Origin of the sequence: Burkholderia ambifaria AMMD, assembly GCF_000203915.1 — a bacterium.
Taxonomy (GTDB): Bacteria; Pseudomonadota; Gammaproteobacteria; order Burkholderiales; family Burkholderiaceae; genus Burkholderia; species Burkholderia ambifaria.
Genome location: NC_008392.1, coordinates 232,852 through 257,695, shown reverse-complemented (window position 1 = coordinate 257,695; position 24,844 = coordinate 232,852). Strand labels below are relative to the sequence as shown.

At 66.7% G+C, this 24,844-nt stretch carries 17 protein-coding genes; 8 read left to right on the top strand and 9 right to left on the bottom strand.

The window, feature by feature from the left end:
* Positions 1-2: 2 nt before the first annotated feature.
* The gene (locus BAMB_RS28825) at positions 3-1,103 is read right to left on the bottom strand and encodes an AraC family transcriptional regulator (RefSeq protein ID WP_011660681.1); all 1,101 of its coding nucleotides are present in this window, start codon (positions 1,101-1,103) and stop codon (positions 3-5) included.
* Positions 1,104-1,216: 113 nt separating this feature from the next.
* Here BAMB_RS28825 and BAMB_RS35635 point away from each other — a divergent pair, with 113 nt between their 5' ends.
* The 3 genes from BAMB_RS35635 (at position 1,217) to BAMB_RS28815 (ending at position 4,222) form a co-directional block, all read left to right on the top strand.
* Positions 1,217-1,357: a hypothetical protein gene (locus BAMB_RS35635; RefSeq protein ID WP_158380560.1), complete on the top strand. Its 141-nt coding sequence runs from the start codon at positions 1,217-1,219 to the stop codon at positions 1,355-1,357.
* 64 nt (positions 1,358-1,421) lie between these two features.
* The gene (locus BAMB_RS28820) at positions 1,422-3,056 is read left to right on the top strand and encodes an AMP-binding protein (RefSeq protein ID WP_011660680.1); all 1,635 of its coding nucleotides are present in this window, start codon (positions 1,422-1,424) and stop codon (positions 3,054-3,056) included.
* A complete protein-coding gene (locus tag BAMB_RS28815) occupies positions 3,056-4,222 on the top strand; it encodes an AraC family transcriptional regulator (protein ID WP_041491758.1) in 1,167 nt (388 codons plus the stop codon). Before BAMB_RS28820 ends, BAMB_RS28815 begins: the two co-directional genes overlap by 1 nt.
* Positions 4,223-4,379: 157 nt before the next feature.
* Here BAMB_RS28815 and BAMB_RS28810 read toward each other — a convergent pair whose 3' ends face one another.
* The 6 genes from BAMB_RS28810 to BAMB_RS28785 form a co-directional block, all read right to left on the bottom strand.
* Complete coding sequence (locus tag BAMB_RS28810) at positions 4,380-5,453, bottom strand: NAD-dependent epimerase/dehydratase family protein (RefSeq protein ID WP_011660678.1); 1,074 nt, start codon at positions 5,451-5,453, stop codon at positions 4,380-4,382.
* A gap of 109 nt (positions 5,454-5,562) precedes the next feature.
* Positions 5,563-6,975 (bottom strand): Re/Si-specific NAD(P)(+) transhydrogenase subunit beta, encoded by a 1,413-nt coding sequence (gene pntB / locus BAMB_RS28805; RefSeq protein WP_011660677.1) that lies wholly within the window; start codon positions 6,973-6,975, stop codon positions 5,563-5,565.
* A 13-nt stretch (positions 6,976-6,988) separates the two neighbouring features.
* A complete protein-coding gene (locus BAMB_RS28800; RefSeq protein WP_085963181.1) occupies positions 6,989-8,590 on the bottom strand; it encodes a Re/Si-specific NAD(P)(+) transhydrogenase subunit alpha in 1,602 nt (533 codons plus the stop codon).
* 549 nt (positions 8,591-9,139) lie between these two features.
* Positions 9,140-9,730, bottom strand: a complete 591-nt coding sequence (locus tag BAMB_RS28795; protein ID WP_011660675.1) for a dimethylsulfoniopropionate lyase — start codon at positions 9,728-9,730, stop codon at positions 9,140-9,142.
* A 239-nt stretch (positions 9,731-9,969) separates the two neighbouring features.
* Positions 9,970-10,677, bottom strand: a complete 708-nt coding sequence (locus BAMB_RS28790) for a pirin family protein (protein WP_011660674.1) — start codon at positions 10,675-10,677, stop codon at positions 9,970-9,972.
* A gap of 74 nt (positions 10,678-10,751) precedes the next feature.
* On the bottom strand, positions 10,752-11,516 hold the full coding sequence (locus BAMB_RS28785) for an SDR family NAD(P)-dependent oxidoreductase (protein WP_011660673.1): 765 nt from the start codon (positions 11,514-11,516) through the stop codon (positions 10,752-10,754).
* A 138-nt stretch (positions 11,517-11,654) separates the two neighbouring features.
* On the opposite strand from BAMB_RS28785, the gene BAMB_RS28780 reads away from it, so the two are divergent.
* The 5 genes from BAMB_RS28780 (at position 11,655) to BAMB_RS28760 (ending at position 18,691) form a co-directional block, all read left to right on the top strand.
* Positions 11,655-12,572, top strand: coding sequence for a LysR family transcriptional regulator (locus BAMB_RS28780; protein WP_011660672.1), 918 nt, complete (start codon positions 11,655-11,657; stop codon positions 12,570-12,572).
* 485 nt (positions 12,573-13,057) lie between these two features.
* Positions 13,058-14,848 (top strand): acyl-CoA dehydrogenase, encoded by a 1,791-nt coding sequence (locus BAMB_RS28775; protein WP_011660671.1) that lies wholly within the window; start codon positions 13,058-13,060, stop codon positions 14,846-14,848.
* 79 nt (positions 14,849-14,927) lie between these two features.
* Positions 14,928-16,556: an electron transfer flavoprotein-ubiquinone oxidoreductase gene (locus BAMB_RS28770; protein ID WP_408580299.1), complete on the top strand. Its 1,629-nt coding sequence runs from the start codon at positions 14,928-14,930 to the stop codon at positions 16,554-16,556.
* Positions 16,557-16,604: 48 nt separating this feature from the next.
* On the top strand, positions 16,605-17,798 hold the full coding sequence (gene bktB, locus BAMB_RS28765) for a beta-ketothiolase BktB (RefSeq protein WP_011660669.1): 1,194 nt from the start codon (positions 16,605-16,607) through the stop codon (positions 17,796-17,798).
* Positions 17,799-17,836: 38 nt separating this feature from the next.
* The gene (locus BAMB_RS28760) at positions 17,837-18,691 is read left to right on the top strand and encodes a 3-hydroxybutyryl-CoA dehydrogenase (RefSeq protein WP_011660668.1); all 855 of its coding nucleotides are present in this window, start codon (positions 17,837-17,839) and stop codon (positions 18,689-18,691) included.
* 179 nt (positions 18,692-18,870) lie between these two features.
* Here the strand turns inward: BAMB_RS28760 and BAMB_RS28755 are convergent, their stop codons facing one another.
* Positions 18,871-21,009: a class I SAM-dependent methyltransferase gene (locus BAMB_RS28755; RefSeq protein ID WP_011660667.1), complete on the bottom strand. Its 2,139-nt coding sequence runs from the start codon at positions 21,007-21,009 to the stop codon at positions 18,871-18,873.
* Between the two features lie 11 nt (positions 21,010-21,020).
* On the bottom strand, positions 21,021-24,839 hold the full coding sequence (locus BAMB_RS28750; protein ID WP_041491757.1) for an AMP-binding protein: 3,819 nt from the start codon (positions 24,837-24,839) through the stop codon (positions 21,021-21,023).
* Positions 24,840-24,844 lie beyond the last annotated feature (5 nt).

Below are 24,844 nucleotides of genomic sequence, written 5' to 3'. Positions count from 1 at the left end.
GCTTACCGGCCGCGCTTGCGCCGCACGTCGCTCGGCGTCGTGCCGGTCCAGCGCTTGAACGCGTGGCGGAACCCGACCGCATCGCTGAAGCCGAGCGTCAGCGCGATGTCCTCGGTGCTGAGCGTCGTGGTGCTCAGGTAGTCGATCGCGAGCGCCTTGCGCACGCTCGTCAGCAGCTCGCTGTACGACGTGCCTTCGGCGTCGAGCTTGCGGCGCAGCGTGCGCGACGTCATGCACAGCGTGTCGGCGATCGCGTCGATGTCCGGGAACTGCCCGGGCGTGCGCGTGAGTTCCTGGTACACGCGCCGCGTGACGCCGGCCTGGCTGCGCAGTTCGTCGAGCAGGCGCGCGCAGTGCGACGACACCTGCGCGGCGGTGATCGGGTTCGCGAGCTGCGGCGCGCGGGCGAGCCACGCGGCCGGGTAGCTCAACACATGGTGCGGCTGGTCGAACGCGATCGGGCATTCGAGCGCGTCGGCGAGCTGCGCCGCGTGCGCCGGCTCCGGCTGCGCGAACTGCGCGCGGGCCGGCACGCACCACGCACCCATCACGTCCTTGATGACTGTCACGTGCAGCGCGAACTGCATGTCGATCAGGAAGCGGTACAGCGGCAGGTCCGGCTGGGGCAGCGCGGCTTCGTGCGGATCCGGGAACAGCCACGACGCGGTGTCGCCCTGTTCGACCCAGCGGATCGCGAGCATCCCGTTCGCGAGCTGGTGATATTTGACGGCCGAATCGAACGCATGCGCGAGCGATTCCGAGCACAGCATCGCGTAGCCGTACATCCCGTAGCTCGACGCATGCAGCCGGCGGCCGACGCGCACGCCGAGATCGGTGCCGTCGTAGCGGCCGAGCGCATTGCGCGCGGCGCTCAGGAACTGCCGCGACGACGTGAGCGTGAACGGATCGGTGACGGCGTCCGGCGACAGGCCGGTGCCGTCCAGCACCGCGGCCGGATCGACGCCGAGTTCCCGGGCGACGCCGACGAGCACGGCCAGCTTGGCCGGCGAGAAGCGCTTCTCGCGCGACACGTGGGCGGGCGGGGCGTCGGGCAGCGACGCGGGGCCGGAGGCCGTCGGTTTCAAGAGCGCACTGCGCGGCATGGCGGGTTCAGCGTCCGATTCGATATCGTTCCGGTGCGCGATTCTGCGCCGGAACGCGTTGAGGCGCCATAGGGTTCACCCTGATGCGCAGCGGTAGCACGGACGGACACGACATGACCGATGCACGAGCGGAAGCGGCGACAGGAGGGCCGCCGCGCGCCCGCGTGTCCGTTTCGATCATCTTTTCGACCGCCCGGATCATTTTCAAAGCCGCGATGGCAGGCGATAGTCGCCGGTCAGGCGGCGGCTTTTGACCATACGGTGCGCGGGTCGCCGTGCGAACGGCGCTGCCCGGCGCCGTCCCCCGAGGAGCAGGACATGACGAAGAGACACTGGATCGGCTCGTATGGCTCGATCCCCGCCGAGATCGATGCCGATCGCCATCCTTCCGTAACCGCGCTGCTGGACGATGCGATGCGCCGCTTCGCGGCGCGCCCCGCATTCCGCGCGTTCGGCCGCACGGTCACCTATGCCGACGTCGACCGCCTGTCGACCGCGCTGGCCGCGTACCTGCAGCAGGTCGCGGGCGTACGCAAGGGCGACCGCGTGGCCGTGATGCTGCCCAACGTGCTCGCCTTTCCGGTGGTGTTCGTCGCGCTCGCGCGAATCGGCGCGATCCAGGTCAACGTGAACCCGCTCTACACCGCGCACGAGCTCGAACATCAGCTCAACGACGCGGATGTCGAAGTGGCCGTGGTATGCGGCGGATCGATGGGCACGTTCGCCGACGTGGTCGGCAGGACGCGCATACGAACCGTGCTGAGCGTGGGCCGCGGCGATCTCGGCGTCGTCGATGCGCCGGCCGGCGCGTGCGACGCGCTGCCGCCGGGCTCGATCGCACTCGCTCACGCGCTTGCCGCGGGCGAGTCGCTCGTGGTCGAGCCGGTCGCGCTTGGCGGCGACGATCTGCTGCTGCTGCAGTACACGGGCGGCACGACCGGGCTGTCGAAGGGCGCCGCGCTGTCGCATCGCAACCTGGTCGCGAACATCGCGCAGTTCGGCGCGATCGTGCCGGATTCGCGGCGGCCGGGCGAGGAGGTCATCGTCACGGCGATCCCGCTGTATCACATCTTCGCGCTGACGGTGAACTTCCTGTCCTACTTCGCGATCGGCGCGGAGAACTGGCTCGTCGCGAATCCGCGCGACATGGACGGCTTCATCGACGTGCTGAAGGCCGCGCGGCCGTCGGTGTTCGTCGGCGTCAACACGCTGTATGCGGGGCTCGTGGCCCAGCCGCGGCTGAACGAAGTCGACTGGTCGCGGCTGACGCTGTCGGCCGGCGGCGGCGCGGCGGTGATCGACGTGATCTCCGCGCGCTGGAAGGCGGTGACGGGCAACTTCATCCGCGAAGGGTACGGGCTGTCGGAAACGTCGCCGGTGGTCACGTTCAACCCGCAGTCGATCGACGCGTTCACGGGCACGACGGGCCTGCCGCTGCCGTCGACCGACGTGAAGCTGCTGGACGACCAGGATCGCGAGGTGGCGATCGGCGAAGCGGGCGAGATCTGCGTGAAGGGACCGCAGGTGATGGGCGGCTATTGGCGCAAGCCGGACGCGAACGCGGCCGCGTTTACCGCGGACGGCTACTTCCGTACCGGCGACATCGGCGTGTTCGATGCGGCCGGCTTCCTGAAGATCGTTGACCGCAAGAAGGACATGATCATCGTGTCGGGCTTCAACGTGTATCCGAACGAGGTGGAAGCGGTGGCGACCGCGTTGCCGGGCGTCGCCGAATGCGCGTGCATCGGCGTGCCGGACGAGCGCACCGGCGAGGCCGTCAAGCTGTTCGTGGTGCCCGCGTCGGACGCGGCCTTGACCGACGCGCAGATCGTCGCGCATTGCCGCGCGAACCTCGCCGCGTACAAGGTGCCGAAGCTGATCCGCCTGATCGACCGGCTGCCGAAGTCGACGGTCGGCAAGATCCTGCGCCGGGAACTCAGTCGCGCGGAGTGATGGCGCCGACGCGCCGCGGCCGACGTGCGGGCCGGCGTACCGGCGTGCCGGCGCAAGCCCCGACAGTCCGCGCCGGGCCGCTCAAGTACAATGCGGGCGGTTCGACCGACGGGGACGCGATGACCGGTTCAGACTCACCTTCCGCCCAGCCCGGGCGTGCGCTGCCGTCGCCGAGCGCGACGGTGCCGATCTCGCTCGTCAACGGTTTTCTGGCGAGCGCGGGCGCGCAGCGCGACGTGGTCGAGCGCTATCTGCGCGGGGCCGGCATCCCGCTCGAGCTGCTCGGCGAGCCGCATGCGCGCGTGACGGAAGAGCAGTTCTCGACGCTGTACCGCACGCTCGCTATCGACCTCGACGACGAGATGCCGGGCATCTTCTCGCGCCCGTTGCGCGGCGGCACGCTGAAGTACCTGTGCCTGAGCCTGCTCGATGCGCGCAACCTCGAAACGGCGCTGCATCGTTTCGGCCAGTTCTTCCATATCCTGCTCGACGACTTCTTCGTCGAATCGAAACGCGACGGCCTCGTCGCGCAGGTGCTGCTGCGGCCGAACCCGGCCATCGGCCCGATCGGCGCGCTCGGCCAGGAGCTGATGCTCAAGCTCGTGCACGGCGTGTGTTCGTGGCTGATCGGGCAGAAGATCCCGCTGCTGCGGATCGAGCTCGCGTGTCCGCGGCCGCGCCATGCGGTCGAACACCTGTACTTCTTCTCGGGCTCCGTGCAGTTCGACTGTGAACGCACGCTGATGCGCTTCAGTGCCGACTACCTCGATGCGCCGATCCGGCAGAGCAAGCGCAACCTGCGCAAGTTCCTCGCGCGCGCGCCGGGCGACTGGATTTTCGAATCGTTCAGCGAACAGCTCGTGTGCCATCGCGTGCGGCAATACCTGTCGGCGGCGCTGCCCGACCTGCCGGTGATCGACGAGGCGGCCGAGCATCTGCATTGCTCGGTGCGCACGCTGAGCCGCCATCTGGCCGCCGAAGGCACGACGTTCCAGGCGCTCAAGGACGAACTGCGGCGCGACATCGCGATCCAGCGGCTCACCGACACGCTCGACACGATCGCGGCGATCGGCGCCGATATCGGCTTCGACGATCCGAGTGCGTTTCATCGCGCGTTCCGGCACTGGACGGGGAGTACGCCGGGCACTTACCGGCGGCGCGCGTAGCGCGGTTTTTTCAACCTCGCTCCCATAACCGGCATCCTTCGTGCGATCCCATGGACGGCTCCCGTTGGTGCGCGAATCATCGTGCGTGGGGCGCGGCAGCCATTCGTCGACGCGCACGCACCGCGGCCGACCGGCATGACCTGCCGGCCCGGTGAAATCACGAAGCGCTTCCTCGCCGCAACTGTCCGGTTTCGATCAGCTGCTGAAAGAAGTCGTTCATCGACTCGGCGAGCGGGCGGTAGTGGATCCCGAGCTCGTTGCGGCTACGGGCATTGTCGGCGCGCCACGGCAGTCCGACATTGCGGGCGACGACGCGGCGCGTCACGCTCTTGTTCACCAGCGGGCCGATCGACCACACGAGCCATTTGGGCAGGATGCGCCGCGGGATCGGATAGTCGGCGCCATACCGTTCGAGCAGCGTCGCCGCCATCGCCGGCAGGCTCGTGTTGTGACCGGACACGATGTAGCGGCCGTTCGCGTCCGGCAGGAACGCGGCCCGCAGGTGCGCGTCGGCGACATCGCGCACGTCGACCGCGCCCATGCCGAGATCCGGCACGCCCATTTTCATCGTGCCGTCGCCCATCTGCCGGACGATTTCGAAGCTCTCCGACGTCGCGTACGGATTGATGCCCGGCCCGATGACGAGCGACGGATTGATGGTCACGAGACGCCAGCGCTGCTGCGCGCCGGCGATCTGCCACGCTTCGCGCTCGGCCACCGTCTTCGAATACGAATAGGGCTGGTGCGTCAGCGACGAACTGGTATTCCAGTTCGCCTCGGTGAATACGCCGCTCGGCACCGCGTCGAGATCGGCGTTGTCGCCGTAGATCGCGGCGCAGCTGCTGGTCAGCACGACGCGCCGCACCGACGGCGTGCGGTTCACCGTATCGAGCACGTTGCGCGTGCCGAGCAGCGCCGGGTCGACGAGTTCTTTCTGAGGGTCACGAACCGTAATGGTGAACGGCGACGCGGTATGGAACACGGTGCCGCAACCGGCCATCGCGTCCGCATACGATCCCGGGTCGAGCAGGTCGGCGCGGAAATAGCGGATCGTGCCGGGCTGGCCGGCCGCGATGCGCTGCAGATATTTGAGCTTGTCGGGATCGTCGGGATGACGAACGGCCGCATGCACCGTCACGCCGGCTTCGAGCAACCGTTGCACGATCCAGCCCGCGACGTAGCCGGTTGCGCCGGTCACCATCACCGGCAGGTCGGTATCGATATTCATCATCTTGGGTTCCGTGACGGACGATGTCGAACATGATGCCGCCTGGCTGCTGCCGGGGGAGGCGGCGCGGCGCGGAAGCGGCTGGCTGCCCGCTCCGCGCGCGAGGCCGCACTCAGGCTTTCAGTGCGCCGAAGATTTCAGTGAGCATCGACTTCGCGTCCCCGAACAACATGCGGTTGTTGTCCTTGTAGAACAGCGGATTGTCGACGCCCGCATAGCCGGACGCCATGCTGCGCTTCATCACGATCGACGTCTTCGCCTTCCACACTTCCAGCACCGGCATGCCGGCGATCGGGCTCGACGGGTCGTCCTGCGCGGCCGGGTTCACGATGTCGTTCGCGCCGATCACCATCGACACGTCGGCCTCGGGGAAGTCGCCGTTGATCTCGTCCATTTCGAGCACGATGTCGTACGGCACCTTCGCTTCGGCCAGCAGCACGTTCATGTGGCCCGGCATGCGGCCCGCGACCGGGTGAATCGCGAAACGCACGTCGACACCCTTTTCGCGCAGCAGCTTCGTCAGTTCGAACACCGTGTGCTGGGCTTGCGCGACGGCCATCCCGTAGCCCGGCACGATGATCACGCGCTTCGCTTCGCGCAGCAGCTCGGCCGTTTCCATCGCGCTCACCGCGACCGCCTCGCCGGCCGGCTGCGCGGCGCCGCCGGCTGCCGCCGGTACCCCCGCGCCGCTGCCGAAGCCGCCCGCGATCACGCTGATGAAGTTGCGGTTCATCGCGCGACACATGATGTACGACAGGATCGCACCGGACGAGCCGACCAGCGCGCCGATCACGATCAGCAGGTCGTTGCCGAGCATGAAGCCGGTGGCTGCCGCCGCCCACCCCGAGTAGCTGTTGAGCATCGACACCACGACCGGCATGTCAGCGCCGCCGATCGCCATCACCATGTGCACGCCGAACAGCAGCGACAGCACCGTCATCACGAGGAGCGGCATCATGCCGTCCTGGATGGTTTCCGCATGCAGGAACGCGCGGCCGTAGTAGATCACGATGAGCAGCGCGGCCAGGTTCAGCCAGTGCCGTGCCGGCAGCAGCAGCGGCTTGCCGCCGATCTTGCCGGACAGCTTGCCGAACGCGATGATCGAGCCCGCGAAGGTGACCGCGCCGATCAGGATGCCGACGTAGATCTCCACTTCGTGGATCGCCTTCTCCGCGCCGGTGAGCTGCAGCGACGTGTCGATATAGCTCGCGAAACCCACCAGGCAGGCCGCGAGACCGACCAGGCTGTGCATCAGCGCGACCAGTTCCGGCATCTGCGTCATCTGCACCTTCTTCGCGGCGTACAGGCCGACGGCGCCGCCGACGACCAGCGCAGCGACGATGTACGGAATGCCCTCGGCCGACACGCGCGGGCCGAGTACCGTGGCCAGCACGGCGATCAGCATGCCGATCATGCCGAGCAGGTTGCCGCGGCGCGCGGTCTCGGGATTGGCCAGCCCGCCGAGGCTGAGGATGAACAGGATCGCGGCGCCGATATAGGAGACGGTAGTCAGGTTGGAAGTCATTGTTGTCGTCCCCTTATTTGCGGAACATCGCCAGCATGCGACGCGTCACCGCGAAGCCGCCGAACATGTTGACGGCCGTGAGCGTCAGCGCGCCCACCGCGAGACCGAGGATCAGCCCGGACGGACGGTCGCCGGCATTGGCCAGCTCGCCCAGCGGCGGCGCGACCTGCACGAGCGCGCCGATCGCGATGATCGACGAGATCGCGTTGGTCACGCTCATCAGCGGCGTGTGCAGCGACGGCGTGACGTTCCAGATCACCATGTAGCCGACGAAGCACGCGAGCACGAACACCGTGAAGTGCGACAGGAAGCTGGCCGGCGCGAACTGGCCGACCAGCAGGAACGCCAGTGCGCCGATCGCGAACACGATGGCGAGCGCCTTGGCCGACATCGGCTCGCCGCTGTGACCATGGCCCTTGGATTTCGCCGGCGCGGCCGCGGCGGGTGCGGCCGCCTGCGGCTTGGGTGCGACGACCGCCTGCTTGATCGGCGGCGGCGGCCACGTGATGTTGCCTTCCTTGGTGACGGTGAGGCCGCGGATCGCGTCGTCGTCGAAGTCGACGTTGATCGTGCCGTCCTTGCCCTTGCACAGCTCCTCGATCACGCGCAGCAGGTTGGTGCCGTACAGCGTGGACGCCTGCCGCGACAGGCGCGACGCGAGATCGGTATAGCCGACGATGGTCACGCCGTGACGCACGACCGCCTCGCCGGGCACCGTGAGTTCGCAGTTGCCGCCCTGTTCGGCGGCCATGTCGACGATCACGCTGCCGGGCTTCATCGACTGCACCATCTCGGCGGTGATCAGCTTCGGCGCCGGCTTGCCGGGGATCAGCGCGGTCGTGATGATGATGTCGGCATCCTTGGCCTGCTGCGCATACATCGCGCGCTGCGCCTGCTGGAAGCCTTCGCTCATCACCTTCGCGTAACCGCCGCCGCCCGAGCCTTCCTCTTCGTAGTCGACCTTGACGAACTCGCCGCCCAGCGACTTGACCTGATCGGCCACCTCGGCGCGCGTGTCGTTCGCGCGCACGATCGCGCCGAGGCTCGCTGCCGTGCCGATCGCGGCGAGGCCCGCGACGCCGGCGCCGGCGATGAAGACCTTGGCCGGCGGGACCTTGCCGGCCGCCGTGACCTGACCGTTCAGGAAGCGGCCGAACGCATGCGCGGCCTCGATCACCGCGCGGTAGCCGCTGATGCCGGCCATCGACGTGAGCGCGTCCATCTTCTGCGCGCGCGACAGCGTGCGCGGCAGCGAATCGATCGCGAGCACCGTTGCGCGTTTCGCGGCCAGCTGCTGCATCAGTTCGGGGTTCTGCGCGGGCCATACGAAGCCGATCAGCGTGCCGCCTTCGCGCATCAGCGCGACTTCGTCGGCACTCGGCGGGCGCACCTTGAGCACGATGTCGCTGCCGGACCAGAGCTCGGCCGCCGACGCGGCGATGCTCGCGCCGGCCGCGCGGTACGCATCGTCGTCAAAATTCGCGCCGGCGCCGGCGCCGCTTTGCACGGCCACCGAAAACCCCAGCTTGATCAGTTTCTCGACCACTTCGGGTACGGTCGCAACGCGCCGTTCGCCGGTGGCTGTCTCCAGAGGAATCCCAATCTGTAGTGTCATAGTGTGAAAGATGGGTGATGGCCATTGCATTGCGCGCGGGCCGGTGCGTCAAGGTACCAGAATCATGTGTGTGTTTAGTGGTTCGCGCGACGGCTTGCGTTTAAAAAAGAACGATCGTTCGATGTGCGCGAATAGAGTATGCCTCATAACGACGGCGCTATCGAGGTGGGGCGCGTCGAGCGCGTGTTCCGTTCTACTGTTGTGTTTTATCCACGCGGGAGCGATATCGCGTCGGCTGAACGGATGTTGACGGGGGCGGGCTCGCTGGCGTTTTTGGGGTGCGGTGTTGTGGCTCGAGCCGGGCTGCGTGCTTAGGCCGCGGACGAGTTTTCCCATAACCGGGTTCCTTTGCGGGTTCCCATGGCCGGCTCCCCTCTGCGGCTGCCTTCGCGTGAAATCGTTCACTTCTTCGCCGGACACGATCGGGCTGATCCCGAAACGCATATGCGCGTTTCAATAGCGGCCTGAAGCGATGCCGACCGGTCGGTAGGTCAATGACTGGCTGCTGACCGCCGGCGGCGCCGTCGGCACGTCGCGTCGATTGCCGGATCAATTCAGCAGGCACCAGATCGCGAGGAACGGCGCGTCGCCGGAACGCATCGCATGCAGCGCTCCCGGCGGGTTGTGAATGCCGCCGCCGATCCCGGGATCGAACCACGCGCCGTTTTGCTGCCGGAATTCACCGGCGGTCATCAGCACGTACGCTTCCTCCGGCGCGTGACCATGATCCGGATATCTGACATTGGGCATCATCAACGAGAAGCCGAGCTGGATGTCGTCGCGGCTTTCCGCGCCGCCGGGCCCGCAGATCATTCCGTTCACGTGCCCGTCGATATAGTTCGGACTACCGTCCTTTCCCGACGTGCGACGCGACCATCCCACGTCGGGCTCGAGCGACTTGATCAGCCGCGCGACGGTGGCGAACGTCGGGTCGACGCGCGCGACCGACTCGAGCGCCCGGTCGAGCCATTCGCATGCGGGGTATCGCACCGCTAGCCGTTTGCCGTTATCCGACGGAGTCTGCAGTCGTGCGAATACCTGCGGTGCGAACGCGCGCGCGGCCGGCGGAAGCTTGTCCGACCGAAACAGATCGCCGGCGATCCGGACGAAATCCGCGATGGGCTTCGGGCGTTCATTCATCTTCGTCGCTGCTCCCGGTCATGTTGTCTGATCAGGTGAAAGTTTATGCAGAAACGCGTGCGTCCGGGCAGCGAAAAAGGGCGGGCGATTTGGCAGCGACCGCCATGCAGTGGGTTCTTCGTGGATTTCCGTGGAGGTCGCTTGGCAATCCATTTCGGCCAGATGAACCATGTTGATGACCGCATTTCGGATTCAAGCAGCCCACTGCTCAGATCGCGATCATCTGTGAAGCACCTGTCCTAGCGCAAGAGCTCGACAATCACGACATCCGTGTCGTCTTTCGCTGTCAACGTAACGCACGTTTCACCGCGTATGGTGATGCCGTCGCGTCGCGCCAGCGTGATATGCCCCACGTCCACGCGTCCATGTTCCACAACCAGATAAGCAGAACCGGACAGCGGCAAAGCGTGCTGCATCGCCGTGCCTTCGCGCAGCGTCGCGATACGCATCCGTGCGTCCGCGTGAATGGGCAATGCGCCGGCGCGGACATCCTCCGGATCGCCACTCGCGAGCGTAACGAATCGGCTCTCGCGACATCCGAGCGAACAGACGCGCGTCGCGCAGCGCGACGTACTGGCCGGTGCGCGCGGACGTAGCCGTATCTGGAATTGCCGCGCCGGTACATTTTCGTCGTTGCGCTCTGCGCAATGGAGCGCCGCGCCGGTACTCATCACATGGACGGAATTGGCGACCAGGCGCGCGCGATTGCCCGCGTCGTCTTCGTGCGTGATTGCGCCCGAACGTACCCACGTGACGATCTCGACGTCGCGGTGAGCGCGCAGGCCGAAGCCCGAGTGCGGCGCGAACTCGACGTCGTTCCACACGAGGAGTGGACCGAACGGCGCTTCTCCGGCGCGCCCGGATTCGCTCACGCGGAAATGCTGGCGCACGTCGACACCTTCGTGCCGGATCGCGGCAAGCGCAACAAAAGCGCGTCGTTCAATCATGACGGGACTCGGTACGCGTATGCCGGGCGCGGCGTGCGATCGTCGAAGACGCGTCCACCGCACCCAAGCCACGCTCAGATCTGTTGCTGGCCGCCATCGACAAACAATTCGATGCCGTTCACGAAGCTCGCGTCGTCCGAGGCCAGGAACAGCGCCGCGCTCGCGATCTCGCCCGGCTCGCCAAGGCGCCCCATCGGGATCTGGGCAGCCAGGTAATCGGCGAGCCCCTGGCGCTGAGCCGCATCGTCACCGGCGAGATCGAGCAGGCCGGGCGTGCGCGTCGCGCCCGGGCTGATCGTGTTCACGCGGACATGGCGCTCCTTGAGGTCGAGAATCCAGCTGCGTGCAAAGGCGCGCACTGCCGCCTTCGAAGCCGAATACACGCTGAACGCAGCGGTACCCGCGCTGCCCGCGGTCGAGCCGGTCAGAATCACCGACGCGCCATCGGCGAGCAGCGGGAGTGCCTTCTGCACCGTGAACAGCACGGCCTTCACGTTGCGGTCGAAGGTCTCGTCGTAGTGCGCCTCGGTAATGCTGCCCAGCGGCAGCATCGAACCGCCGCCGGCGTTCACGAACAGCACGTCCAGGCGTCCGTGCTCTTTCTTGATTTGCTCGTACAGCGCGTCGAGCTCATCGAGCCGGGTGGAATCCGACCGTACGCCGGTCGCCTTTCCGCCGGCTTCGAGAATGCCGGTCACGGCGGCATCGAGTTCGGCCGGGCGCCGGCCCGTGAGATAAACGTGCGCACCTTCGGCCGCGAAACGTTGGGCCGTGGCAAGGCCGATGCCGCTGGTTGCGCCGGTGACGAGTGCGATCTTGTTGTCGAGTTTGCGTGCCATGGTATTGCTCCTTTCGTGAGGTCAGTGGGTTCGCGACGCTGTTGCGTGCTGCGATGTGAGGAGAATATCGACGGCTCGATCATTTCGAAATAGAATTAATCGCAATCAAACGTTGCAGATATGCAAAGATGAGGAGCAATGGCGCAACTGCCAGACTTCGAGGGGCTCGCGATGTTCGCGAAGGTGGCCGAGCACGGATCGTTTGCGGCCGCGGCGCGCGCGACCGGGGTGTCCGTCGCCACCGTTTCGCGCGGTGTGGCCCGTCTGGAGAGCCGGCTGGGCGCGCGGCTTTTCAATCGCACGTCGCGCCAGCTGTCTCTCACGGAGTTCGGTCGGACGATCAGCGAGCAAGCCGGCGAGATCTATCGCCGGGCCGAGGAGGCGGAAAGCTCGGCACGCGAGATGTCGGTGCAGCCGCGCGGGCTGGTGCGTCTGGCTGTGCCGATGTCGTTCGGGCTGCGCTGGGTCGCGCCGTTGCTGCCGGGCTTCTTTCGCGCCTATCCGGAGGTGTCGATCGACCTGCATTTATCGGATGCGTCGGTCGATCTGATCGCCGAGGGATTCGACGCCGCGTTGCGCATCGCCGCGCTGCCGGATTCGTCGCTGGTCGCGCGGCGGCTGTGCGCCGTCACGCAATTCGTGGTGGCGTCGCCGGACTATTTGCGGCGCGAAGGGCGGCCCACGCATCCGCGCGAGCTGGCGGATCGTCCTTGCCTCTCGTACGCATATCGCGCGCGCAGCGCCGTATGGCGCTTCACGAACGACGTGGGCGACGAGGAGCCGGTCATGCCGACGGGGCCGCTGCGGGTAACGAACGCCGATGCGCTGTTGTCCACGCTGCTCGATGGCCTGGCGATCGCCGAGCTGCCCGAGTTCATCGCGGGCGAATATCTGGCCGACGGCCGTCTGGAAGCGATCCTCACCGACTGGTCGCTGACGAAGGGCGGTCTTTATTTCGTTACGCCGTCGGCGCGGGCGCGCCCCGCGAAGGTGACGGCGCTGTCCGACTACTTCGCCGAGCATCTGAGCGATCCGGTCTGGCGATGGCCGAAGTGATGTTGCGGCAGGTGGTCTGGTCAAGCGCTTCATTGCGTTCATGCAACGATCGCGAAGCCGACACAATCGATCGCGTAGCCGATAGTCGGCAGCCGGCAGCCGACTTGTGGTTCGCCGATCAGCTCGACCAGGGAAGTGGCTGTCCATCCGCGCGAGTTCGCGTTTCTCCGGGCAGTCGGTACTGAACGGAGCCGGAATCGGCCGGTTCGACCACTCCGGCCCCACCAGCGCGGGCCACGGCGGCACCCCAATTGCCCGCCCTTTCTCCGAAACCCGACACCCGCCAAGCCGCCCCGGGCCGGCCGTTCCCGGCCTCGCCCCGCACATTCCGTGGCCGATTTTGTCACCATGTGGGCCGGATATGACAATGAGAAACCGCCGCCGCGGCAGTACGATGGGGTCACGACGTCGCCTGACGCTGGCCGGTTTTGCCGCAGCCGCCTCGGGCCGCGCGCCTCATTCAACGCCTGATTGGAACATCGACCATGAGCTATAACGCCCCTGTCAAGGACATGCTGTTCGTGCTGAAGGAACTCGCGGGCATCGACACCGTTGCGCAGTTGCCGGGCTTCGAGGAAGCCGGCTACGACACGGCGCAGGCCGTGCTCGAAGAATCCGCGAAATTCTGCGGCGAGGTGCTGGCGCCGCTGAACGTCGAGGGCGACCGCAACCCGAGCAGCTGGAAGGACGGCGTCGTGACGGCGACGCCCGGCTTCGGCGCGGCGTTCCGCCAGTTCGTCGAAGGCGGCTGGCAGGGCCTGCAGCATCCGACCGAATACGACGGCCAGGGGCTGCCGAAGCTGATCGCGACGCCGTGCATCGAGATGCTGAATGCATCGAACCTGTCGTTCGCGCTGTGTCCGCTGCTCACCGACGGCGCGATCGAGGCGCTGCTGACGGCCGGCACCGACGAGCAGAAGCAGCGCTACGTGCCGAAGCTGATCTCGGGCGAATGGACGGGCACGATGAACCTGACCGAGCCGCAGGCCGGTTCGGACCTCGCGCTGGTGCGCTCGCACGCGGAGCCGCAGGGCGACGGCACGTACAAGGTGTTCGGCACCAAGATCTTCATCACGTGGGGCGAGCACGACATGGCGGACAACATCGTCCACCTGGTGCTCGCGCGCACGCCCAACGCGCCGGAAGGCGTGAAGGGCATCTCGCTGTTCATCGTGCCGAAGTTCATGGTCAACGACGACGGTTCGCTGGGCGCACGCAACGACGTGCACTGCGTATCGATCGAGCACAAGCTCGGGATCAAGGCGAGCCCGACGGCGGTGCTGCAATACGGCGACCACGGCGGCGCGATCGGCTATCTGGTCGGCGAGGAGAACCGCGGCCTCGAATACATGTTCATCATGATGAACGCCGCGCGCTTCGGCGTCGGGATGCAGGGGATCGGCGTGGCCGACCGCGCATACCAGAAGGCCGCCGAATTCGCGAAGGAGCGCGTGCAGAGCCGCCCGGTCGACGGCTCGGCGAAGCAGTCGGTGACGATCATCCATCACCCGGACGTGCGCCGGATGCTCGGCACGATGCGCGCGCTGACCGAAGGCGCTCGCGCGCTCGCCTATGTGGCTGCCGCGCACAGCGACATTGCCCACCGCCATTCGGACGAGGCGACGCGTACGCGTCATCAGGCAATCTACGAATATCTGGTGCCGGTCGTGAAGGGCTGGAGCACCGAGATGGTGAACGACGTGGCGAGCCTGGGCGTGCAGGTGCACGGCGGGATGGGCTTCATCGAGGAAACCGGCGCGGCGCAGTACTACCGCGATGCGCGGATCCTGGCGATCTACGAAGGCACGACCGCGATCCAGGCGAACGACCTCGTCGGCCGCAAGACGCTGCGCGACGGCGGCGCGGTCGCGAAGGCGCTGATCGCGGAGATCGGCGACACTGTCGCGGCGCTCGGCAAGCTCGACGGCGCGGCGGCCGCGTCGATGAAGGCGCAGCTTGAGAAGGGCGCGCGCGCGTTGTCGTCGGTGGTGGACTACGTGGTCGCGAACGCGAAGCAGGACCCGAACGCGGTGTTCGCCGGCAGCGTGCCGTACCTGAAGCTGGCGGGCGTGGTGCTGTGCGGATGGCAGATGGCGCGCGCGCTGCTGGCGGCGCACGCGAACCGCGCGCACGACACGGCGTTCTACGATGCGAAGATCGCGATCGCACAATGCTATGCGGAACACGTCCTCGTGCAGGCCGGCGCGCTCGAAGCATCGATCGTCGGCGCGAAGGGCAACGAGAGCGTGCTCGCGTTGACGGAAGACCAGTTCTGACCGTAACGGTCGGGGCGCAGGAGGAGACAGGATTTTGACCACACAGGACTTGCTCGCGCAATACGGCCCGCGCGAATCGATGGAATACGACGTCGTGATCGTCGGCGGCGGCCCCGCCGGGCTGTCGGCGGCGATCCGGCTCAAGCAGCTGGCCGCCGAGAAAGGCACCGAGATCGGCGTGTGCGTGCTCGAGAAGGGTTCCGAGATCGGCGCGCACATCCTGTCGGGCGCGGTGATGGACCCGCGCGCGATCACCGAACTGTTCCCCGACTGGAAGGAACGCGGCGCGCCGCTCGATGTCGCGGTGACGGAAGATCGCTTCCTGTTCCTGTCCGAGAACAGCGCGGTCACCACGCCCAACTGGGCGCTGCCCGCCAACTTCCAGAACCACGGCAACTACGTGATCTCGCTGGGCAACGTCACGCGCTGGCTGGGGGCACAGGCCGAAGCGCTGGGCGTCGAGATCTTCCCGGGCTTCCCGGCCGCCGAGATTCTCTACAACGACGACGGCTCGGTGAAGGGCGTCGCCACCGGCAACATGGGTGTGGGCAAGGACGGCGAGCCGACCGAGAACTTCCAGCTCGGCATGGAGCTGCACGCGAAGTACACGCTGTTCGCCGAAGGCTGCCGCGGCCACCTCGGCCGTCAGCTGATCTCGAAGTTCAAGCTCGACGCGAACGCGGATCCGCAGGCGTACGGGATCGGCATCAAGGAGCTGTGGGAGATCGATCCGGCCAAGCACAAGCCGGGCCTCGTGATCCACACGGCCGGCTGGCCGCTGAAGTCCGATACGTACGGCGGCTCGTTCCTGTATCACATGGACAACAACCAGGTGGTGGTCGGCTTCGTGGTGGGCCTCGGCTACACGAACCCGTACCTGTCGCCGTTCGAGGAATTCCAGCGCTACAAGACGCATCCGTCGATCCGCGCGTTCCTCGAAGGCGGCAAGCGCGTGTCGTACGGCGCGCGCGCGATCACGGCGGGCGGCCTGCTGTCGCTGCCGAAGACGGTGTTCCCGGGCGGCGCGCTGATCGGCGACGATGCGGGCTTCCTGAACGCGTCGCGGATCAAGGGCAGCCACGCGGCGATCAAGACCGGCATGCTGGCGGCCGATGCTGCATTCGACGCAGTGCAGGCCGGGCGCCAGAGCGATGAGCTCAATGCGTATCCGGACGCCTTCAAGCAATCGTGGCTGTACACGGAGCTGTACCGCGCGCGCAACTTCAAGCAATGGATGGCCAAGGGGCTGTATCTCGGCACGCTGATGGTCGGGCTCGAGCAGAAGGTGATGGGTGGCAACGTGCCGTGGACGCTGCACCACAAGCATGCGGATCACGAGATGCTGAAGCCCGCATCGGAATACACGCCGATCGAGTATCCGAAGCCGGACGGCAAGCTGACGTTCGACCGGCTGTCGTCGGTGTTCATCTCGAACACGAACCACGAGGAGAACCAGCCGGCGCATCTGACGCTGAAGGATGCGAGCGTGCCGGTGAACGTGAACCTGCGCACGTACGCGGGGCCGGAGGCCCGCTTTTGCCCGGCGGCCGTGTACGAGTTCGTGAAGAACGACGACGGCGGCGATCGGCTGGTAATCAACGCGCAGAACTGCGTGCACTGCAAGACCTGCGACATCAAGGACCCGACGCAGAACATCGTGTGGGTCACGCCGGAAGGCGGTGGCGGGCCGAATTACCCGAACATGTAACGCAACGCATCCCCGCGCCCGCGGGCGCGAACGAACCGGAGTGAGACGATGAGCAATGCAGCGAAGGAAGTCGTGGTGGTGAGCGGTGTCCGTACCGCGATCGGCGATTTCGGCGGAAGCCTGAAGGATTTCTCGCCGACCGATCTCGGCGCGAAGGTCGTGAGCGAAGTGCTGTCGCGCGCGAACGTGTCGGGCGATGCGGTCGGGCATGTCGTGTTCGGCCACGTCGTGAACACCGAACCGAAGGACATGTATCTCGCGCGTGTCGCGGCGATCAACGGCGGCGTCGCGCAGCACACGCCGGCGCTGACCGTGAACCGTCTGTGCGGCTCGGGCCTGCAGGCGATCGTGTCGGCCGCGCAGACGATCATGCTCGGCGATGCCGACATCGCGATCGGCGGCGGCTCGGAGAGCATGAGCCGCGCACCGTACACCGTGCCGGCCGCGCGCTTCGGCCAGCGCATGGGCGACGCGAAGCTCGTCGACATGATGCTCGGCGCGCTGCACGACCCGTTCCAGACGATCCACATGGGCGTGACGGCCGAGAACGTCGCACGCAAGTACGGCATTTCGCGTGACGCGCAGGATGCGCTCGCGCTCGAATCGCATCGTCGCGCGGCGCGCGCGATCGCCGAAGGCCGCTTCAAGGATCAGATCCTGCCGATCTCGATCCGCACGAAGAAGGGCGAGGTCGCGTTCGACACCGACGAGCACGTGCGTCACGACGCGGGCCCGGACGATTTCTCGAAGCTGAAGCCGGTGTTCGCGAAGGAAGACGGCACGGTGACGGCCGGCAACGCGTCGGGGATCAACGATGCGGCCGCCGCGGTGCTGATGATGAGCGCGGATGCCGCGCGTGCGCAGGGCGTGAAGCCGCTCGCGCGTCTGGTCGCGTATGCACACGCGGGCGTCGATCCGGCGTACATGGGCATCGGCCCCGTGCCGGCCACGCAGAAGGCGCTCGAGCGCGCGGGCCTGAAGATCGGCGATCTCGACGTGATCGAGGCGAACGAGGCGTTCGCGGCCCAGGCGTGCGCGGTCACGCAGGAGCTCGGTCTCGATCCGGCCAAGGTCAACCCGAACGGCTCGGGCATTTCGCTCGGCCACCCGATCGGCGCGACGGGCGCGTTGATCACGGTCAAGGCGCTGTACGAGCTGAAGCGTATCGGCGGGCGTTATGCGCTCGTGACGATGTGTATCGGCGGCGGCCAGGGCATTGCGGCGATCTTCGAGAACATCTGATAATCGAACGCTCAGCACCCGAACATACAGGAATCGTCATGGCCATTGAAACCGTCGGCGTCGTAGGCGCCGGAACCATGGGCAACGGCATTGCGCAAACCGCCGCCGTTGCAGGACTCAACGTCGTGATGATCGACGTTACCGATGCGGCGCTCGACAAGGGCGTCGCCGCGCTGAAGGGCAGCCTCGAGCGGCTCGTGTCGAAGGAGAAGCTCACCGCGGGCGCACGCGACGCCGCGCTCGCGCGCATCACGACGTCGACCGATTACGCGAAGCTCGCCGCGGTCGACATCGTGATCGAAGCCGCGACCGAAAACGTCGAGCTGAAGAGCCGCATCCTGAAGCAGATCGAAGCGGTCGCGCGGCCCGATGCGATCATCGCGACCAACACGTCGTCGATCTCGATCACCGCGCTCGCGGCGCTGCTTGCCGATCCGTCGCGCTTCGTCGGCATGCACTTCTTCAACCCGGTGCCGCTGATGCCGCTCGTCGAGATCATCCGCGGGCTGCAGACGAGTGACGCGACCGCGTCGGCGGTGCGCGCGCTCACCGAGCGTTTCGACAAGTCGCCGATCGGCGTGCGCAACGCGCCGGGCTTCGTCGTGAACCGGATCCTCGTGCCGATGATCAACGAAGCGTTCTTCGTGCTGGCAGAAGGCATCGCGTCGGCCGAGGAGATCGACGCGGGGATGAAGCTCGGTGCGAACCATCCGATCGGGCCGCTCGCGCTGGCCGATCTCGTCGGGCTCGACGTGTGCCTCGCGGTGATGGACGTGTTCCTGAAGGACTTCGGCGACACGAAGTATCGTGCGTGCCCGCTGCTGCGCGAGATGGTGTCGGCAGGAAGGCTCGGGCGGAAGACGGGGCGGGGGGTGTACGACTACAGCGCATGATGCGAGCGTCGGGCGCGGGTGGCGTGTACGCTTTCGCGTGAATCCGGCGACGGCATGAAACCGGCGTGAAGGCAGGTTTGGCACCGCACCCCGGAGGTCGGATCTCGATCCGGCCTCCGGGGTGTTTTCTTGACGCCATTCGCGGCGTAGCCGCACGCTGCGTGGCGCCGAACGGACCGTTAGCCGGAAACGGCGTTGCCGGTATCGGCCACATAGTTTGCGATACTGAAGAATCGATAGTCGCTCAGCAGATCCGGTGCCGGGAACCCCTCCGGATGAATCCGCCCATAAATCGGGCTGTCGGGGCGCAGGCCAGCCAGGGTCAACGCGAGTGTGAATTCGTTGAACGGCGCCATGAATTGGCGCGACACGAAATGCATGCCCCAGTTGAATACCGACGGAAGCTGCTCGGTGCGCAACCACGTGTCCGGCCCACCCGGCGCACGCGCGCAAAGATTCTCCGCCCACGGGCTATGCCCTTCCACGATGAGAAAGCCATGCTTCGCGTGGCGCTTCCAGCGGGTCAGGAAATCGATGAGATCCGCCGCCGCCACGTAACCGGGAACAAGGCCTTCCGCATCGCTGTATGCTACCTTGAACGCGCTTTTGATCCGATCGAGCTCGATCGGGTATTCGGCCTGCTCCGATACCGTCAGCATGCCCGGATAGTACTGGTCGACGACCGCGCGCAGGCGCGCTCGATCGACGGTGCGGAGGTGGCGCTCGAGGATCGCTTCGGCGGCGTCCTTGCGACGGATGCTCAGCCGGCGGTTGTGGACCAGGAACATGAAGGTATGCAACAAGTCGCTCAGTCGCGCCGGGCGCACGCTGCCGTCCGGCTGCCTGACGGTCAGGCCGCTTTCGGCCACGGCTTCGTCGTAGCGGTCGGGCTGGGAAATGTCGGCGGCGATCACGCGTACCTGCACGCCGGAGATGTCCGTCAGTGCAGACAGCGTGGCGGCTGCGCGGCCGCGCGCGGATTCGTTGTAGTCCGCGCCGATCACGAGCAGCGGATAGGCCGCGAGGTGCCGGCCGCGCCGCGTCGACGTAATGACGTATTCCGCCAGGCGCTTCAGCGCGCTGCCGTCGCCGCAGCCCATGTCCGCGATGCCGGCCGGCTGGCGATCCAGCGGCGTGTCGTCGAACAACTTGCGCAGGATTTTTGTCGTGATTTCCTGCGACGCCGGCCCGGACCCGGCGCCGCTCGACGCATACACGTTCATCACGCGATCGATGTGGCCGTCGCTATCGATATCGAGCGGATCGGGGTTGCGGAACAGGAGTTCGTCGAGCAACGCATACGAACGCAGATAGGACGCGGGCAACCCCGCGTAAGGGGCGGCAATCGGACGGTGAATCCGCCCAGCCTCGGTGAGGCGCACCTTCTCCCGATCGATTTCCGCCATGCCGAACTTGCACATCAGCGCCCATGCCGCGTGCAGCACGACAGGATCGGCCTGCGTCCAGGCGCCGACCGCGACCCCGTCGGGCTGCTGGTCGAGCTTGCCGAGGATTCCGGGTGCCGATTGCGTGTACTGGCCATCCGGCTGCCTGTCGAACACCGGCATATCGAGCGCGACCCAGGTCGGGCCGAGCAACAGGCCGTCCATCGCCGTGCGCAGCTGTCCATTCACCTGGCGCTCCAGATCGTTGGCCGGAATCGGAAGCTCCGGCCAACCCGCTACGCAGAGCCGCGCGAGCTGTGCATACAGCGCGCTGTCGTCGGCCGCGATGCGCGTTCGGTGACACAGGGCGTGCAGATGCTGGAGCACCGACGTGGCACTCGCCAGTTGCTCGAACAGCGGACGGGTGTGCTCGACGCACGCGACGACATATTCACCGGCCGGGGTGAGCGCATATTCGGCGTCTTCGTCGCCGCGATCGAGGGTCAGCCAGCCGGCCAGGCTCAACAGGTTGAGGGCGCCCCACAGAACCCCCAGGTTACGAGTCGGGTCGGGCTGGCGGGTCTTTGCGAATGCGCGCATCGCGCGGGGCGCTCCGGCCCGCAGGCCGCGGAACGCGCCGGCAAACACCAGGCGCGCCAGCGTCGGCACCAGCACGATACCGTTCGCCCAGTTGCAACTGCGCGTATAGGCCATTACGCGCTGAGCGTCGTGTCGGCCGATGCGCAGCGTGGCTGCATGCGTGTGTTGCTCGAGCTTGACCGGCAGCTCCATGTCGAGCACCTCGACGCCGATCGTGGTGCCGGCCGACAGGCCGAGCAATGTGCGTGTTTCGTCGGGATAGGCGTCGAGATAGTGTTCGAGCTGCCGGGCCAGTGCGGTGGTGGAATCACCAAGGTCGAATCGGGCGTGCATGTTGGACGGTCTCACAGGGTCGAAGGTTGGGCTGCAATGGATGAAGCTGCATCCGAATCGGCGTGCGCTACGGCAACGGCCGGCGCGGCGCCGTGAGTCCGGGGCGCAAGATGGGCGGCCAGCGCACGAATGGACGGGTAGTCCCAGACCGCGGACGGATCGACCGTCACGCTGAACGTCTCGCTGAAAACGATCGTCATTTCGACGGCGAGGATCGAGTCGAAGCCGATTTCGGCGAACGTCGATTCGCGCGTCAATCGAAGCTTGCGATGCTTGAGGCGCTCGCCCAGCCACGCGATGAGCCATTGTTCGACGGCATGAATCTGTTGGCGATCGAACAGGCTTGCCGGCTCACTCACGATCGGGGTTGCGGCCGAACCGGCGTCTTCGCCGGCTGGCGCGTCGGGCGCGCGGGAGACCGAACGCGCGTCGGCATTGGGGTCCAGCAACGGATCGACGAGTTGGCTTGCGCCCGGGATCGTTTGCTCGATCGAGCCGATCTCGAACCCGATGCGCGCTGCCCAGTCGTTCAGTTCCCCTGTCGTGGACAACGCAGATCGCAGGCCGACCTGCCGTTGCGCCGCCTCGATCGCGAGTTCGTACTGGCTCTGCGCCCAGCGCAGCGTGCCGTCGCCGATGTGCTGCTGCGCAGCCGCGCGTTCGGTCACCGCCAGCAGCAATCCCCATTGCGCGATCGTGCCGAGCCAATAATTGACCCACACGGCAGCGTGCGCGGTGCCGTCGAGTTTCGACGCATTGGCGAGCCCGTCTTGCGCCAGCTGTGCGCCCAGTTCGCGCAGCTCCCTGGCCAGCGCACCGGCGCTCAGCGCACGCTCCAGATAGCGCAGCAAATCGTCGCTCCCGTTGAGCAGACGACTGCCCAGGTGAACCAGCAGCGTTTCGGTCGGCCCCTCGAAGATGCGGGTCAGGCGCGCGTCCCGGAAGATCTGCGGTGCCAGGTTGGTCTCGATATAACCGCGGCCACCCAGGAACTGCATCATCTCGTCAGCGGATTGCGACAGCAGCTCGGAGCCGAGAATCTTCGAAATCAGGAGACAGTCTTCAGGCACCGCGACGCCGAGGTCCAGTTCGGCGGCCAGGTGCTCGACCAGCGCATCGAGCCCGTCGATGCGGTCACGCAGCTCGCCCAGGCGCAGGCGGCTCAGCGGGTTGTCCAGCAGGAGGCCTGTGCCGACCTGGCGCCGCGCTCCGTAGCGATGCATCAGCTGCGCACAGCGCTTCATTCCGCCCACGCAGACGGCAGCGATGCCAAGGCGCGCGATGTTCATCGCGTGCTGCGCCACGAGCATCCCCTGGCCGATGTCGCCGAGCCGGTATGCGTCGCTGATTCGTGCCCGATCCAGATGGAGCGAATTCTGGATCATGCCGCGCACGCCCATCGTCAGCTCCTCGGCACCGATCCGCACGCCTGGCGTGCCGGGGCGCACCGCCAACCCGACCATTCCGGTGCCGTCGGCCTGCCTCGCGAACACGTTGATGATTCCCGCCCATGCGGATGAGCCGCTCCAGCGCTTGTTCCCCGTGACCAGCCAGTCGCCGGACTCGGTGCGCTGTGCGCGGGAGGCAATCGCGCGCACATGCGAGCCCGCGGCCGGCTCCGTGATCGCGAATGCGGCGAGCATCCGACCGCTCGCGAGGCTCGGCAGCAATTCCTCGCGCAATGGTGGCTGCGCATGCTGCATGATCGGCAGGATCCCGAGCGTGTTGTTCAGCGCGACAAAGAAAGCCAGCGTCGAATCGATCGCGGCCAGCTGCGCAAACACGCGCAACATGTCGCGCTGGCCGAGGCCGAGGCCGCCATGCGAACGGTCGATCGGCATGCCGAGCAGGCCCCGATTCCCGAAATCGAGCACGACGTGCGGCGGAATGGTGCGACGCTCGTCCATGGTTCGCGAATCGATCCGCGTGCGCGCGTAGTGCCTGAGCCAGTCGTTCAGTTCGTCGACGGTGGCGCTTTCATCACGCCGGCGATCGTTGGCCGCCGGCTGGTCGGCAACAGCTGTCGGGCGTGCGGGCTGCCGGCGATCGGGCGCGGGCGTATGTACACCGCCCTCGACGTCCCACTGCGCGAGGATCGTCAGCGCGCCGTCGTGCAGCTGCGTGCGGCACGTGCTGCGGCGCACCTTGCCGCTCGACGTTTTCGGCACGCTACCGGGCGACACCAGCACGATCGCGCTCGGGCCGATGTCGAGGCGGTTCCAGATAGCCTGGCGAATCGCGTCGATGAAGCTGTCGAGATTGCCCTTGCGCTGCGTGCGCTCGACTTCCGCCACGACGATCAGGCGCTCCGCGTCGACCTGATCGTCCATGAAGGCCGCGCAACCGTTCGGCACGAGTTCCGGCACGCCGACGATCAGCGCGTACTCGATGTCCTCCGAGTAGTAGTTGCGGCCGGCCAGGATCACCATGTCCTTGAGCCGGCCGGTGACGTAAAGCTCGTCGCCCAGAATGAAGCCGAGATCGCCGGTGCGCATGAACACCTGATCCCGATGGCCCGCCAGACTGTGCTGGAAGGTCGAATGCGTCTGCTCGTCCAGATGCCAGTAGCCGGCGGCGACGCTCGGGCCGGCCACGCAGATTTCGCCGATGGTCCGATCGGCGCAACGCTCGTTCGTTTCCAGGTCGCGCACGATCACGTGTTGTTCGCCGTCAGTGCGACCCACGCTGACCAGGACCCGTTCGCCCGGACGATCCAGCGGCTGCGGCGACACGCCCAGGAATTCGCCGCGCACCACCACGGATTGCCGCTGGAGCGCAGCCTGGTCGACGCATAGCGTCCGGATCGGATGCTGCTTCGCGCGACCGGCGACGTACAGCGTTCCCTCCGCCAGCCCGTAGCACGGCAGAAAACCGTCGGCAGCGAAGCCTGCGGCGGCGAAGCGCTGCGCAAAATCGGTCAAGGTGCTGGCGCGCACCGACTCGGCGCCGTTATAGGCGACCCGCACGCACGACAGGTCGAGCGTCGCCAGCTGTTCGTCGGAGATCCGCCGGCAGCACATCCGGTATGCGAAATCCGGAGCGCCCGTCAGATCCGCACGGTACTGGCTGATCGCACGCAACCACAGGTACGGATGCTGGATGAAGCGTTCCGGGGCCATCAGCACGCTCCGGAAGCCGCCGTAGAGCGACGTCAGGATCACGCCGATCAGGCCCATGTCGTGGTATGGCGGCAGCCAGCTGACGATCGTGCTCTGCTCGTCGTAGGCGAGCCATTCGCGCATCAGCCCCAGGTTATGCATCAGGTTGCCGTGCGACACCATCACGCCCTTGGGGCTGCCGGTGGTTCCCGACGTGTATTGCAGAAAGGCGATCCGGGATGGCTGCACGCTGGCGGGCGAAGGCACGGGATCCAGCACCTGCGCGCCCCCGACGTCGAGCAGCGTGCTGCCGGATGCGTCGGTATCGGCAAGCCAGGTCGCGCAGCGCGCATGGTCCTCGGCCGAACACAGAATCGTGTTCGCGCCTGCGTTCTCGACGATGCCGGCGATCCGCACCATATGCTGCTTGTTGCGCGGCGGGTAGACGGGAACTGCGATCGCGCCCGCATACAGGCACCCCATGAAGGCGCTGACATAGTCGAGCCCCGGCCGGCACAGCAGCAGGACCCGGTCGCCGATGTCGATCGCGTTCTGCTGCAGCAGCGCGGCGACCCGGCGAGCGCGTGCGTCGAGTTCCGCGAAGGTCATCGATTCGGCCTGTTCCTGTTCGGGCGGTCCGCTCAGGAACACGTAGGCGGTTTTGTCGCCGAGTGTGGCGGCCCGGTTCTGAAGCAATTCGCTAAGCGTGGTCGGCAAGGTCGCAGTGGTCATGATGT

Excerpts from the sequence above, each read along its gene's own strand:
- BAMB_RS28795 (WP_011660675.1), bottom strand. The coding sequence starts at position 9,730 with ATGAATGAACGCCCGAAGCCCATCGCGGATTTCGTCCGGATCGCCGGC.
- BAMB_RS28820 (WP_011660680.1), top strand. The coding sequence starts at position 1,422 with ATGACGAAGAGACACTGGATCGGCTCGTATGGCTCGATCCCCGCCGAG.
- BAMB_RS28755 (WP_011660667.1), bottom strand. The coding sequence starts at position 21,009 with ATGCACGCCCGATTCGACCTTGGTGATTCCACCACCGCACTGGCCCGG.
- BAMB_RS28770 (WP_408580299.1), top strand. The coding sequence starts at position 14,928 with ATGGAATACGACGTCGTGATCGTCGGCGGCGGCCCCGCCGGGCTGTCG.
- bktB (WP_011660669.1), top strand. The coding sequence starts at position 16,605 with ATGAGCAATGCAGCGAAGGAAGTCGTGGTGGTGAGCGGTGTCCGTACC.
- BAMB_RS28810 (WP_011660678.1), bottom strand. The coding sequence starts at position 5,453 with ATGATGAATATCGATACCGACCTGCCGGTGATGGTGACCGGCGCAACC.
- BAMB_RS28815 (WP_041491758.1), top strand. The coding sequence starts at position 3,056 with ATGGCGCCGACGCGCCGCGGCCGACGTGCGGGCCGGCGTACCGGCGTG.
- BAMB_RS28775 (WP_011660671.1), top strand. The coding sequence starts at position 13,058 with ATGAGCTATAACGCCCCTGTCAAGGACATGCTGTTCGTGCTGAAGGAA.
- BAMB_RS28790 (WP_011660674.1), bottom strand. The coding sequence starts at position 10,677 with ATGATTGAACGACGCGCTTTTGTTGCGCTTGCCGCGATCCGGCACGAA.
- BAMB_RS28825 (WP_011660681.1), bottom strand. The coding sequence starts at position 1,103 with ATGCCGCGCAGTGCGCTCTTGAAACCGACGGCCTCCGGCCCCGCGTCG.
- pntB (WP_011660677.1), bottom strand. The coding sequence starts at position 6,975 with ATGACTTCCAACCTGACTACCGTCTCCTATATCGGCGCCGCGATCCTG.
- BAMB_RS28800 (WP_085963181.1), bottom strand. The coding sequence starts at position 8,590 with ATGACACTACAGATTGGGATTCCTCTGGAGACAGCCACCGGCGAACGG.
- BAMB_RS35635 (WP_158380560.1), top strand. The coding sequence starts at position 1,217 with ATGACCGATGCACGAGCGGAAGCGGCGACAGGAGGGCCGCCGCGCGCC.
- BAMB_RS28750 (WP_041491757.1), bottom strand. The coding sequence starts at position 24,839 with ATGACCACTGCGACCTTGCCGACCACGCTTAGCGAATTGCTTCAGAAC.
- BAMB_RS28780 (WP_011660672.1), top strand. The coding sequence starts at position 11,655 with ATGGCGCAACTGCCAGACTTCGAGGGGCTCGCGATGTTCGCGAAGGTG.
- BAMB_RS28785 (WP_011660673.1), bottom strand. The coding sequence starts at position 11,516 with ATGGCACGCAAACTCGACAACAAGATCGCACTCGTCACCGGCGCAACC.
- BAMB_RS28760 (WP_011660668.1), top strand. The coding sequence starts at position 17,837 with ATGGCCATTGAAACCGTCGGCGTCGTAGGCGCCGGAACCATGGGCAAC.